Origin of the sequence: Streptomyces sp. YGL11-2 (assembly GCF_050054615.1) — a bacterium.
GTDB lineage: Bacteria > Actinomycetota > Actinomycetes > Streptomycetales > Streptomycetaceae > Streptomyces.
This window is the reverse complement of the sequence record NZ_JBNHIN010000003.1, coordinates 91,391-103,003: the sequence shown is the minus strand read 5'-3', so window position 1 is coordinate 103,003 and position 11,613 is coordinate 91,391. Positions and strand designations below refer to the sequence as shown.

Here is an 11,613-nt window from a genome sequence, read left to right as displayed (position 1 = left end):
CCCCCCCCCCCGCCGTCCGGCACCGGGGCTACTTCAGCGCCAGCACGAGGCTGTCCGTCGGCGACGCCCATACGGCGCGCGCCTCCGCGAAGCCCGCCTCACGCAGCACCTGGGCGTGCCACCGCACGGAGGGGGTGTCGCCGTCCGCGTGCTCGCCGTAGATCGCGAAGCGCTCGGCGGTCGGCCCGGCCAGCCGCGGGTCGGCGGCGGCCAGCCGCCACCACTCGGCCCAGTCGACCGCGCCGGCTTCCTTGGCGCGGTCCATCCGCGCGTGCCGGAACGCCCGCTCGGCGGCGTCGATCCGCGGTGTGGAACCGTCGGGCATGTGGTCGGCGTTGAGGAACACCCCGCCGTCCCGGACGAGCCCGCCCAGCTGCCCGTAGAGCCCCCTCAGGTCCTCCGAGTGCAGCCAGTGCAGCGCCGTCGCGGTCAGCACCGCGTCGTACGAGTCGTGCGGCAGCAGGGCGGTCCACTGCGGGTCCTTGAGGTCGGCCCGGACGAAGCGGATCCGGTCCTCGCCCTCGAAGTGGCCCTGCGCGATGGCGAGGAGGGCCGGGTCCAGGTCGACGCCCACGCTCTCGGCCTTCGGGAACCGCTTCAGCAGCCGGTCGGAGATGCTGCCGGTGCCGCATGCCAGATCCAGCACCCTGGGCGCGGGGCCCACCAGTGCCTCGACCATGTCGAGCATCACCCGGAACCGCTCCTCGCGGTCGGGCATGTACCACTCCTGCTGCCGGTCCCAACTGTCCTGCCACGTCTGCCAGTCGTCGCCCATGGCGGTCTCGGTCATCACAACCCCTCCGGCCCGTAATACCCTCGTAGCGACAACACCCATTACGAATGCTCGCACTCGCACCTTAGACGCGTTCCCGTAAGGACTACAAGTGGAACTGGCCTATTACTCGGACTACGCCGTGCGGCTGGTCAACACCGAGCAGCCCGAGCGCGGTGGAGACACCCTCACCTCGGTCGAGGCGGTCCGCGAACTCTTCGGCCCCGCCCAGCAGGTCGCCCGGCGCGCCACCGACAGCGACGTGACCCGGCTGCGCCAGGTGCGCACCCGGCTGCGCGCCGTCTTCGAGGCCGCCGACGGCGGCGAGGAGGTACTGGCGGTGGACCTGCTCAACGCGCTGATGATGGAGTTCCCGGTCAGCCCGCAGATCTCCGGCCACGAACACCGCGACACCGACGGCCGCCCCAAGTGGCACCTGCACATCGCCGACCACGCGGCCAACGCCACCGCCGGCTACACCGCGACCGCCTGCATGGGCCTGGCCTTCCACCTCACCGAACTGGGCGTGGACCGCCTGGGCATCTGCGAGGCGCGGCCGTGCCGCAACGCCTACCTCGACACCTCGACCAACCGGTCCCGGCGCTACTGCTCCGACCGCTGCGCCACCCGCGCCAACGTCGCCGCCTACCGCGCCCGCAAACGCCTGGAGAGCGAGCGCACCGGCCGCACCGCCGACCAGGCCCAGGCGGCCACCGCCCGCGGCGAGCGCTGAACCCCGCGCGGCGGCCGGACCCGCACCCAGGCGCGGGCGACCACCAGCTCGTCGGGCACCGCCCCGAACTCCCGGCTGTCGTTCTCGACGTACGGGTTGTCGCCGCGCACCCACCAGCCGCCGTCCCGGCGCTCCACCGCCCGCTTGACGATCAGCAGGTCCTGCCGGAAGGGGTGCCGCAGCACGATGACGTCGCCGGGGCGCACCGCGGCCCCGTACCGCACCACCAGCTGGTCCCCCGGCCGGAGCGTCGGCACCATCGACGGGTTGTACACCTCGGCCAGCCCGAAGGACCGCAGCAGCCCGCCGTGCGCCGGCTCCACTCCGCCGCCGTCCTGCTCCGGCTCCCGCACCCGCCCCGGCATCCCGTACCTCCCGGTCCCGCCCCGGTTCGCACCCTTCACCGGTCCATCCTCCATCAGTCGCAACCCGGCACTGGACTTTTGCCCTAAGACCCCCGGGCCACCCGAGAAAAGCCTTCCCGCACCGAGTAATCTCGCACCTGAGAAGACGATCACGAGGAAGGACTGAACATGCTTTCCCGCCTGTTCGCCCCCAAGGTCAGGGTCAGCGCGCACTGCGACCTGCCCTGCGGCGTGTACGACCCGGCCCAGGCCCGCATCGAGGCCGAGTCGGTCAAGGCCGTCCAGGAGAAGTACCAGGCCAACGAGGACACGGACTTCCGCGCCCGCGCCATCCTGATCAAGGAGCAGCGCGCCGAGCTGGCCAAGCACCACGTCTCGGTTCTGTGGAGCGACTACTTCAAGCCCCCGCACTTCGAGAAGTACCCGCAGCTCCACCAGCTGGTCAACGACACCCTCAAGGCCCTCAGCGCCGCCAAGGGTTCCAACGACCCGAAGACGGGCGAGAAGGCCCTGGAGCTCATCGCCGAGATCGACAAGATCTTCTGGGAGACGAAGAAGGCCTGATCTTTGGCTAGGCCGTCTGACCTGCGGTTCCGCGGGTCGCATTGCCTATCTGTCCGCACCCGGTCCGCAGGCCGCCGAGCACGGCGTCCATGACGGAGCGGGTGCGGTCTTCTTCTCCCGGCCACAGGTGCGCGTAGATCCGCAGCGTGATGACCGCGGACGCGTGGCCGAGGACCAGCTGGACCTGCTTGACGCTCGCTCCGCCGGCGATGAGGGCGGAGGCGAAGAAATGCCGCAGGTCGTGGGTCACCATGTGCGGCAGCTCGACGGACCTGCGGCCCTCGCGCTCGGCCGCCGCGTTCTCTGCCTACTGCGGCGCCTTGCGGGCGCAGTTCCACTCGGTCTTCCATCGGCGGTAGTTGAGAGGTTCGCCCTCTTCCATGGTGAATAGCCACTCTTTCGAGGGGCGTGCGGCGAGGTGTGCGAGGAGGGCGTCGGTGACGCTCTCGCCGACCGGTACGGTCCGCCGCGATTTGCCGGTCTTCGGTGCACGCCGCCCGCTGGCCAACATGAAGGCCGGTGCCTTCCTCGACCTCAAGCGTCGGCTGCTCGCCCTCGGCGCCGACCCCGCCGCCCTGGGACTGCTGGACGCCGCCATGGACGCCGACCGCATCATCGACGCCGCCCTCGCCCCGCCGGAGGACCTCGACCTGCACCCGCTCGCCGAGTGGGTCCACACCCGCGACACCGCCCGCATGATCGCATGGGCGGTCAACGGCACACCGCCACCGGCCTTACGGGACCGGAGTCCCTCCCGTCGAGGCCCTGTGGCCACAGCCCCCTTGATGGGAGCCCAGTACCGCACCACCCTCTTCACGAACCTCCGGGAAGCCGTCCACGCTGCCGACGGCGGGGACAGCCGCGCGCTGCTCCGCCGCCAGGCGCTCTACCTCACCTCCTACGACAGCAGCCCCGAAGCCAACTCCTGGACCGCGCACGCCCTTCACGCCCGCCGCGGGATCGCCTCGGTCCAGGGTGGTTCCCCGCGCTGGGCCGAGGCCCGCTCCACTGCGGCAGCCCTTGCCCGCCGAGGCGACCCGGTCCCGCCCTGGACTTCATCGACCGGGCCATGGCCGACGACGACGCGGCCGAGGCCGCCAACCTCAACTACTGGGCGTACTGGATGGGCGCCCTGCGCGAACCGCAGGCCAGCGATCACTTCTTGGCCGACCGCGCGCTGACCGGCTGGGACCGGGTCACCCTTCTGCGCGGCCTCGCGCGCGGCTTCGTCGAGTCGCCTGGCTACGTTGCCCTGTACGCCCACTCCCTGTGGGCACTGTTCACCACGCATCCATGGCTTCCGCAGGCATCGCCGGCACTCGCCCACTCCCTCGCCGGCCGGGTGGCGCGGATACTCGACGCTGGCGTGATCTCCCCACGATCCCGGCGCGAACTGAGCGCCGTTCACTACGTTCTACGCGATCAGCAGCACTGACACCGGAGGGCACCATGGCGGACGAGACGATCAACGCGCGGGGCACGGCGGGGTACCTCCTGGAGATGGGCATGCTCAAGCGCGCCAAGCGCACCGGCTGGTGGATCGCCGGAGTCAAGGACCCGAGAGCATCGCCGAACACAGCTTCCGCGTCGGCATCATCGGCGCCGTCCTGGCGATGATGGAAGGAGCCGACCCCGCCAAGGTCGCCCTGATGTGTCTCTTCCACGACACCCAGGAGACCCGCGTCGGCGACATCCCCCACATCGGTCGCCGCTACGTCCCAGCCGCCTCCAACGAGAACGTCACCGCCGACCAAGTGTCCGCCGCCCACCCCGCCGTTGCAGCCGGCGTGCAGCGCGTCGTCGAGGAGTACGAGAACGGCGACTCCCTCGAAGTCGTCGTCGCCCACGACGCCGACAAGCTCGAATGCCTCGTCCATGCCGTCGAGTACCGCGAACAGGGCTGCGCCAACGTCCAGAACTGGATCGACACCAGCGTCGCCAAACTCAAGACCGCCTCGGCGCAGGCCCTCGCCGAGGCAGCGCTGAACATGTCATCGATCGAGTGGCAGAAGACCTATCTGGGCTGAGCGCTGCCAGGATCGGCCGGCTGATTTCTCCGGGGTGAATTTCTTCGGTCCTGGGTTGCAGCCACGGATGGCACTGGCCTACTGCGTAGCGTTGCACGTTTCGCAACGGCTGATCCCAGCGAGGCCGGTATTGCCCTCGGTAGGCCGAAGCGGTTCGGAAGCCGACAGCCGCCACCAGGCACCTGGAGCGGGAGCGGTCACCCAGCCGAACTTCGGTGCCTGGATGGCGCTGTCGCTCAGATGGGCACACCCAGGTAGGTGCGCTTTGCCCTCGTAGTGAATGATGATCGCGCCCTTTGGCCAGCCCGACCATTTCGCCTCGCCTTCGCCAGACCGGTAGCCGGTACGCCGCACACCCCCATCAGGCGCGCAGTCAGCGCAGTTGTGCAGTTCATGGCGTTCGCAGTACGACAAGACCGTCCCCCTGTGCGCGTCGTTCGGGCGTCGAGCTTAGGGGTGGCGGCCCCGGCCGGTCAGGCGATCTCTTCGATCAGTTGGCGGATGCGCTGTTCGATCTCGTCGCGGATGGGGCGGACGGCGTCGACGCCCTGTCCTGCGGGGTCGGGCAGTTGCCAGTCGAGATAGCGCTTGCCGGGGAAGACGGGGCAGGTGTCCCCGCAACCCATGGTGATCACGACGTCGGATGCCTGGACCGCTTCGGTGGTGAGCACTTTGGGTACTTCGGCCGAGATGTCGATGCCGACTTCGGACATCGCTTGTACGACGGCGGGGTTGACGGTGTCGGCGGGGGCGGAGCCGGCCGAGCGCACCTCGACGCGGTCGCCCGCGAGGTGGGTGAGGAAGGCTGTGGCCATCTGGGAGCGGCCGGCGTTGTGGACACAGACGAACAGCACGGACGGCAGGGCAGCGGTGTCAGACACGGGTGGGTTCCTCCTGCGGTGCGGCGAGGGGCGAGGTGTAGAAGTGGCGGGCCCACAGGGCGACGTAGACGAGGCCGATGAGGACCGGTACCTCGATGAGGGGGCCGACGACACCGGCAAGGGCCTGTCCGGAGGAGGCACCGAAGGTGGCGATGGCGACGGCGATGGCCAGCTCGAAGTTGTTGCCCGCAGCGGTGAACGCGAGCGTCGTGGCTCGTGCGTAGTCCAGGCCGACCGCGCGCCCGAGGGCCATGGATCCGGCCCACATCACGGCGAAGTAGACCAGCAGAGGAGCGGCGATGCGGGCGACGTCGAGGGGGCGGGAGGTGATGGCGTCGCCTTGCAGGGCGAAGAGGACGACGATCGTGAACAGCAGCCCGTAGAGGGCGAACGGGCCGATCTTCGGCAGAAGCGTGGACTCGTACCAGGTGCGGCCCTTGGCGCGTTCGCCGAGGCGGCGGGTGAGGTAGCCGGCGGCGAGGGGGATGCCGAGGAAGATCAGAACGCTGCGGGCGATCTCCCATACCGAGACGTTGAGTCCTGCCTGTTCCAGGCCGAGCCAGCCGGGGAGGACGGAGAGGTAGAACCAACCGAGGGCCGAGAACGCAATCACCTGGAAGACCGAGTTCAGGGCGACCAGGACTGCGGCGGCTTCGCGGTCGCCGCAGGCCAGGTCGTTCCAGATGATCACCATGGCGATGCAGCGGGCCAGGCCCACGGTGATCAATCCCGTGCGGTACTCGGGCAGGTCCGGCAGGAACAGCCAGGCCAGCGCGAACATCACGGCCGGGCCGACGACCCAGTTCAGCAGCAGGGACGGCAGGAGCAGGCGCCGGTCGCTGGTGACGGTGTCGAGCCGGTCGTAGCGGACCCTGGCCAGGACTGGATACATCATCACCAGCAGGCCGAGCGCGATCGGCAGCGAGACACCGGTGACGGTGACCTTTGCCAGCGCGCCCCCAAGGCCCGGCACCAACCGTCCCAGGCCCAGCCCGACCGCCATCGCGGCCAGGATCCACACGGCGAGGAAGCGGTCGAGGAACGACAGCCGGCCGGCCACCCCCGACTCGCGTGCGGCGGCGCTCACGAGCAGCCCCTTGCGACCTCGGCGCGAACGGGCAACGCCTCACCTGCAGGGCGGGTGAGGATGCCGGCGAGGCGGTCGGTCATCTCCGGCATCAGCCAGTAGTAGACCCACGTGCCGCGCCGCTCGCAGTCGATCAGACCAGCCTGTCGCAGCAGCTTGAGGTGGTGGGAGATCGTCGGCTGGGAGAGGTCGAAGGCGGGGGTGAGGTCGCAGACGCAGACCTCACCCCCGGCCCGCGAGGCGATCATCGACAGCAGCCGCAGCCGGACCGGGTCGCCCAGCGCCTTGAACACCTTCGCCAGCTCCACGGCCTGCCCCTCGTCGAGTGGGGCCGTCAGCAGGCCCGGGCAGCAGGCATCGACCGCGTCATCCTGGCCGAGCACCTCAAGCTCTTGATTCGACATGCGTCTATGTTGACGTTCTTCGATTCAGGGCGCAACCTTGCATCGAAAGACTTCAATGCAATCGGTTCGGAGGCATGCCGTGTCCCGTGCCCAGCTCGCCCTGCGCGTCAGCGACCTGGAGGCGTCGATCACCTTCTACGCGAAGCTGTTCGGCACCGAACCCGCCAAGCGCCGCGAGGGCTACGCCAACTTCTCCCTCGCTGAGCCGCCCCTGAAGCTTGTTCTGATCCAGGGTGAGCCCGGGCAGGAGACCCGCCTCGACCACCTCGGCGTGGAAGTCGACTCCACCGAGCAGGTCACCGCCGCAACCAACCGCCTCAAGTACGCCGGCCTGGCCACCTTCGAGGAGAACGACACCTCCTGCTGCTACGCCCTCCAGGACAAGGTCTGGGTCCACGGCCCCGGCCAGGAGCCGTGGGAGGTCTACGTCGTCAAGGCCGACGCCGACACACTCGGCAAGAGCGCCGACACGACAGCGGGCCTGACCGGCGAAAGCTGCTGCGCGGGCGTGGCCGAATAGTCGACCCCGCGCGTGCCCTGCCGTTCGCAGATGTGCACCCCAGCGGGCACACCCAGTCCGCACACAGTCCGCAAGACACCCGATCGAGACCGTCGCACCCCGTCGCCAGCAGTCAGCAAAAGCCAGGTCAGCGGCCTACAGCGGCAGGTCGCCGACCCGGCCGATTACTTGGCGACGAAGAAGGCGTAACCCGCCGCACGTCGTAGCCCTCCCCACAGCACCCGGCATCCGCGCGGAGCCGGGTGCTGTGGGCGTTTCGGGGCCCCGGGAGAGGCGCTGAGAACAATTTCCTCGCGGATGTCGATCCCGACGTCCCCGGTTCGTCGAGTGGATGACCGCGCACCGCGCATCGCGGCGTCGCGGAACACGCGGAGATGCGCGGAACACGCGAAGTACGCGGAACGCACGGCATACGCAGAGGAGATCGTGATGCGCTTCATGATGCTGGTCCGGATCGACGAGAGGACGGCGCCCGCCGCCGGGCCGAGCCCGGAGCTGATGGCCGAGATGGGCAGGCTGATGGACGAGATGACCAAGGCCGGGGTGCTGCTGGACACGGCCGGCCTGCGACCGAGTGCGGAGGGCAGCCGGGTGCGGCTGTCGGGCGGGAAGCTGAGCGTGACGGACGGGCCGTTCGCCGAGGCCAAGGAGGTCATCGGCGGCTATGCGCTGCTCCAGGCCGCCTCGAAGGAGGAGGCCGTCGAGTGGGCGAAGCGGTTCCTGCGGGTGCACGGGGACGAGTGGGAGGTCACGACCGAGATCCGGCAGGTGGAGGAGCCGCCGCCGGGGGCGTAGGCGGCGGTGACGCACCCGCGCCGCGGTGCGGTTTGCCGGGGCGCGGCGCGGGTGTTCTGATGTGGCCGTGGCAGCGGAGGAGACGGCGGCGGGCGAGGCGCGGCGGGCGGTCGAGGCGGTGTTCCGGATCGAGTCGCCGCGGCTGGTCGCCGGGCTGACCCGGATCGTCCGCGATGTGGGGCTCGCCGAGGAGCTGTCGCAGGACGCGCTGGTGGCCGCGCTGGAGCGGTGGCCGGAAACGGGTGTCCCGGACAATCCCGGAGCCTGGCTGATGGCCACCGCCAGGAACCGGGCGATCGACCTGGTGCGCCGCCGGGAGCGGCTGGCGCGGAAGGTCGAGGCCCTGGGGCGGGAGGCGGAGCACCAACCGGGCCCGTCCGAGGCCGACTTCGCGCGGGTCCTCGACCCCCGGGTGATCGAGGACGACCTGCTGCGGCTGGTGTTCGTCGCCTGCCATCCGGTGCTGTCCACCCAGGCGCGGGTGGCGTTGACCCTGCGGCTGCTCGGCGGGCTGCGGACGGACGAGATCGCCCGCGCCTTCCTGGTGTCCGAGACGACCGTGCAGCAGCGGATCGTCCGAGCCAAGAAGAAGCTCGCCGCGGCCGGGGTGCCGTTCGAGGTGCCGGCCGCCGGGGAGTTGGCCGGCCGGCTGTCGTCGGTGCTGGAGGTCGTCTACCTGGTCTTCAACGAGGGGTACGCGGCGACGGCCGGCGACGACTGGATGCGTCCGGCGCTGTGCGAGGACGCGCTGCGGCTGGGCCGGATGGTGGCCGGGCTGCTTCCGGACGAGCCGGAGGCGCACGGCCTGGTGGCGCTGATGGAGATCCAGGCGTCCCGGTCGGCCGCGCGGACCGGGCCGGCGGGCGAGCCGGTCCTGCTGCTGGAGCAGAACCGCGCGCGCTGGGACCGGCTGCTGATCCGGCGCGGGCTGGCCGCCCTGGCCCGCGCCGAGGAACTGGGCGGCGCCGTCGGCCCGTACGCCCTCCAGGCCGCGATCGCCGCCTGCCACGCGCGGGCGCGGACCGCGCGGGAGACCGACTGGCCGCGGATCGCGGTGCTGTACGAGGCGCTGGGGCGGGTCGCGCCGTCCCCGGTCGTGGAGCTGAACCGCGCGGTGGCGGTCGGGATGGCGTACGGGCCGGGACAGGGCCTGGCGGTGGCGGACGAGTTGGCGGCGGAGCCGGCGCTGGCGGGCTACCACCTGCTGCCGAGCGTCCGCGGCGATCTGCTGGCACGGCTGGGGCGGGCCGCGGAGGCCCGGGAGGAGTTGCTGCGGGCGGCGTCGATGACCCGCAACGCCCGCGAGCGGGCCCTGTTGGTGGAGCGGGCGGCGCAGGTGGAGCGGGAGGGCCGGTTGCGGCCGCCGGCGGGCACCGCGCCGGATGGAGATGCCGGGCGATAGCCCGCGCGTATCCCCCCGGGGGCCGCGCTACCCGCCGACCATCAGCGGGCCGTCGTGCCGGACCAGCCAGTCGCGGTACGCCTCGCTCGCCCAGGCGATCTCCATGTACGAGGCGGTCAGATCGGCGAACAGGTCGTCGGCGGGGGCGGCCGCGGCGCCGTCCGGGCGGCAGGCCATGAAGAGGCGGACGGCCAGCGGGTCGCCGTGCAGCGGGCGGATCGCCATGCCGGGGCGGTCGCGGGCGGTGGGCTGGCAGGGGGTGACGACCTCGCCGGCCGTGACGAGGTCCACGGCGGTGAGGTAGTCGCCGTGCACCACACGGGGGTTGATCCCGGCGGCGGCCCAGATGCGGCGCAGTCCGGCCCACTCGCCGTCGACGGTCGGGTCGACCATCCACTGGTCGGCCGCGAGGTCGGCGACCCGGACGACGGACCGGGCGGCGGCCGGGTGGGTGTCCGCGAGGGCGATGAACTGGGGCTCCCTGGCGAGGAGTTCGTGCTCCACCAGGCCCTCGGGCACGCGCAGCGGGGCGCCCTCGACCTCGTGCACGAAGGCGGCGTCGAGCTGCCCCGTCGCGACCATGTGCAGCAGGGCGTTGGCGGACACATCGGTACGTATCGTGGTGTCGGTCTCCGGCAGCCGCACCCGCAGCCGCCGCAGCCAGCCGGCCACCGCGGGGCTGTTCGTACTGCCGATGTGCAGCCGGGCGCCCTCCTCGCGGACGGAAACCGACGCGATCTCCTCGACAAGCGCGCGCATCTCGGCCACTATCGGCCGGGCCCGGCACAGCACCGAATGCCCGAGGGGTGTCGGCCGGCTGCCGCTCGGTTCACGGAAGAAGAGCTGGCCGCCGAGGGCTTTCTCGATACGGCGCAGCTGGGTCGTCAAGGAAGGCTGGGTCATACCCAACTGCCGCGCCGCCTTGCGTACGCTGCCGGTGTCGGCGATGGCGCACAACGCGCGAAGATGCCTTACCTCTAGCTCCACGTCCGGAGCATAAACGCGCAGGCGCAGGTCACACCAGACTCTTAAACCTGCCTGAACACCCGCTTTTTCACAGGGATATTGCCTGGCGCTATCGCCACCTGGCATCTCCGTCTTCCGGGCGAACTCCGTTCAGACTCAACGGCACCAAGAAATCCGCAGGGCCCCGGCCGCCGCCCCACACGGCGGCCGTACGGCCCTCGGAGATTAAGGAGCCCCCCACATGAAATCTCCCAAGACGGCGCTGTCGGCAGCGCTCGGACTGGGCCTCGCCGCCGCGCTCGCAGCCGCAGCGCCGGTCTCGGCAGCTTCCCCCTCGACCCATGCCAACTCCTACCGCAGCACCCCCGCTTCGATCGCCGCGTACACCGGATCGGCGGCCGAGAAGGCCGACACCAAGGCGTTCTTCGAGGCGGTCATGAAGTCGGCCCGCGCCAAGATGAAGGCGCACCCGCACGCGGCGGCGGTCACCGTCACCTACGACGCCAGCGCCGCCCCGACGTACCAGAGCCAGATATCCCAGGCCGCTTCCATATGGAACGGCGCGGTGCAGAACGTCAAGCTCCAGGAGGGCAGCGGCGGCGACTTCCAGTACAAGGAGGGCGACGACCCGCGCGGTTCTTACGCCAGCACCGACGGCCACGGCAAGGGCTTCGTCTTCATCGACCACAAGCAGTCCCAGGAGTACAACTCCACGCGCGTGGTCGCCCACGAGACCGGCCATGTGCTGGGCCTGCCGGACCACTACGAGGGTCCGTGCAGCGAGCTGATGTCCGGCGGCGGCCCCGGCCCGTCCTGCCAGAACACCCAGCCGGACGCGAACGAGCGCGCCAAGGTGGACCAGCTCTGGGCCAACGGCCTGGCCGGCGTCCGCTTCGGCACGGCCGCCTGACACCCCGGGCGGCCGGGTGGCCGCTTCGGCCGCCCGATGACGCGGTACGGCGGTGGCCGGCCGCTCTCCGGCCGGGCTGACGGGGCCGGGGAACGGCCGGCGGCCCGCGGGCCGACGAGGACCGGTACCTGGCGGCCGGCCCTCGTGTCCCCACCGGCCCGGGTGTTCCGTACGTCCGCCCCCGCGG

14 protein-coding genes and 2 pseudogenes are annotated in these 11,613 nt (G+C 71.0%); 9 read left to right on the top strand and 7 right to left on the bottom strand.

The window, feature by feature from the left end; all coding sequences use genetic code 11:
• Nucleotides 1-28: 28 nt before the first annotated feature.
• Nucleotides 29-790, bottom strand: a complete 762-nt coding sequence (locus ACO1BR_RS05130; RefSeq protein WP_426793801.1) for a class I SAM-dependent methyltransferase — start codon at nt 788-790, stop codon at nt 29-31.
• 94 nt (nt 791-884) lie between these two features.
• Here ACO1BR_RS05130 and ACO1BR_RS05125 point away from each other — a divergent pair, with 94 nt between their 5' ends.
• A complete protein-coding gene (locus tag ACO1BR_RS05125) occupies nt 885-1,505 on the top strand; it encodes a CGNR zinc finger domain-containing protein (RefSeq protein ID WP_426793800.1) in 621 nt (206 codons plus the stop codon).
• Here the strand turns inward: ACO1BR_RS05125 and sodX are convergent.
• A complete protein-coding gene (sodX, locus tag ACO1BR_RS05120) occupies nt 1,418-1,870 on the bottom strand; it encodes a nickel-type superoxide dismutase maturation protease (protein WP_426794002.1) in 453 nt (150 codons plus the stop codon). The two genes, ACO1BR_RS05125 and sodX, sit on opposite strands and share 88 nt — an antisense overlap.
• A gap of 168 nt (nt 1,871-2,038) precedes the next feature.
• On the opposite strand from sodX, the gene sodN reads away from it, so the two are divergent.
• Nucleotides 2,039-2,434: a superoxide dismutase, Ni gene (sodN, locus tag ACO1BR_RS05115; RefSeq protein ID WP_426793799.1), complete on the top strand. Its 396-nt coding sequence runs from the start codon at nt 2,039-2,041 to the stop codon at nt 2,432-2,434.
• Nucleotides 2,435-2,441: 7 nt separating this feature from the next.
• On the opposite strand, the pseudogene ACO1BR_RS05110 reads toward sodN, so the two are convergent.
• Nucleotides 2,442-2,921 (bottom strand): annotated as a pseudogene (locus ACO1BR_RS05110) (tyrosine-type recombinase/integrase); the annotation flags it as partial.
• Between ACO1BR_RS05110 and ACO1BR_RS05105 the strand changes: the two are divergent.
• The 3 genes and pseudogenes from ACO1BR_RS05105 to ACO1BR_RS05095 all read left to right on the top strand — a co-directional run bounded on the left by ACO1BR_RS05105 (nt 2,872) and on the right by ACO1BR_RS05095 (nt 4,461).
• A complete protein-coding gene (locus ACO1BR_RS05105) occupies nt 2,872-3,615 on the top strand; it encodes a hypothetical protein (protein ID WP_426794015.1) in 744 nt (247 codons plus the stop codon). The pseudogene ACO1BR_RS05110 and the gene ACO1BR_RS05105 sit on opposite strands and share 50 nt — an antisense overlap.
• Entirely contained in the window at nt 3,597-3,869 is a 273-nt protein-coding gene (locus ACO1BR_RS05100; RefSeq protein WP_426793798.1) for a hypothetical protein, read from the top strand. Before ACO1BR_RS05105 ends, ACO1BR_RS05100 begins: the two co-directional genes overlap by 19 nt.
• 14 nt (nt 3,870-3,883) lie before the next feature.
• Nucleotides 3,884-4,461, top strand: a pseudogene (locus ACO1BR_RS05095) (HD domain-containing protein).
• A gap of 473 nt (nt 4,462-4,934) precedes the next feature.
• Here ACO1BR_RS05095 and ACO1BR_RS05090 read toward each other — a convergent pair.
• The 3 genes from ACO1BR_RS05090 to ACO1BR_RS05080 are packed head-to-tail and all read right to left on the bottom strand — an operon-like array spanning nt 4,935 to nt 6,833.
• The gene (locus ACO1BR_RS05090) at nt 4,935-5,342 is read right to left on the bottom strand and encodes an arsenate reductase ArsC (protein ID WP_426793797.1); all 408 of its coding nucleotides are present in this window, start codon (nt 5,340-5,342) and stop codon (nt 4,935-4,937) included.
• Nucleotides 5,335-6,429 (bottom strand): ACR3 family arsenite efflux transporter, encoded by a 1,095-nt coding sequence (arsB, locus tag ACO1BR_RS05085; RefSeq protein ID WP_426793796.1) that lies wholly within the window; start codon nt 6,427-6,429, stop codon nt 5,335-5,337. The genes ACO1BR_RS05090 and arsB overlap by 8 nt, the downstream gene beginning before the upstream one ends.
• Nucleotides 6,426-6,833 (bottom strand): ArsR/SmtB family transcription factor, encoded by a 408-nt coding sequence (locus ACO1BR_RS05080; protein WP_426793795.1) that lies wholly within the window; start codon nt 6,831-6,833, stop codon nt 6,426-6,428. Before ACO1BR_RS05080 ends, arsB begins: the two co-directional genes overlap by 4 nt.
• Before the next feature lie 79 nt (nt 6,834-6,912).
• Between ACO1BR_RS05080 and ACO1BR_RS05075 the strand changes: the two genes are divergently transcribed.
• The 3 genes from ACO1BR_RS05075 to ACO1BR_RS05065 all read left to right on the top strand — a co-directional run bounded on the left by ACO1BR_RS05075 (nt 6,913) and on the right by ACO1BR_RS05065 (nt 9,550).
• Entirely contained in the window at nt 6,913-7,353 is a 441-nt protein-coding gene (locus ACO1BR_RS05075; protein ID WP_426793794.1) for an ArsI/CadI family heavy metal resistance metalloenzyme, read from the top strand.
• Between the two features lie 426 nt (nt 7,354-7,779).
• Entirely contained in the window at nt 7,780-8,148 is a 369-nt protein-coding gene (locus ACO1BR_RS05070) for a YciI family protein (protein ID WP_426793793.1), read from the top strand.
• A gap of 67 nt (nt 8,149-8,215) precedes the next feature.
• The gene (locus tag ACO1BR_RS05065; RefSeq protein ID WP_426793792.1) at nt 8,216-9,550 is read left to right on the top strand and encodes an RNA polymerase sigma factor; all 1,335 of its coding nucleotides are present in this window, start codon (nt 8,216-8,218) and stop codon (nt 9,548-9,550) included.
• Nucleotides 9,551-9,577: 27 nt separating this feature from the next.
• On the opposite strand, the gene ACO1BR_RS05060 is transcribed toward ACO1BR_RS05065, so the two are convergent.
• Nucleotides 9,578-10,537, bottom strand: a complete 960-nt coding sequence (locus ACO1BR_RS05060) for a LysR family transcriptional regulator (RefSeq protein ID WP_426793791.1) — start codon at nt 10,535-10,537, stop codon at nt 9,578-9,580.
• 220 nt (nt 10,538-10,757) lie between these two features.
• Between ACO1BR_RS05060 and snpA the strand changes: the two genes are divergently transcribed.
• Entirely contained in the window at nt 10,758-11,426 is a 669-nt protein-coding gene (gene snpA / locus ACO1BR_RS05055; RefSeq protein ID WP_426793790.1) for a snapalysin, read from the top strand.
• The last annotated feature ends 187 nt before the right edge of the window (nt 11,427-11,613 follow it).

Excerpts from the sequence above, each read along its gene's own strand:
- ACO1BR_RS05130 (WP_426793801.1), bottom strand. The coding sequence starts at position 790 with ATGACCGAGACCGCCATGGGCGACGACTGGCAGACGTGGCAGGACAGT.
- sodX (WP_426794002.1), bottom strand. The coding sequence starts at position 1,870 with ATGCCGGGGCGGGTGCGGGAGCCGGAGCAGGACGGCGGCGGAGTGGAG.
- sodN (WP_426793799.1), top strand. The coding sequence starts at position 2,039 with ATGCTTTCCCGCCTGTTCGCCCCCAAGGTCAGGGTCAGCGCGCACTGC.
- ACO1BR_RS05080 (WP_426793795.1), bottom strand. The coding sequence starts at position 6,833 with ATGTCGAATCAAGAGCTTGAGGTGCTCGGCCAGGATGACGCGGTCGAT.
- snpA (WP_426793790.1), top strand. The coding sequence starts at position 10,758 with ATGAAATCTCCCAAGACGGCGCTGTCGGCAGCGCTCGGACTGGGCCTC.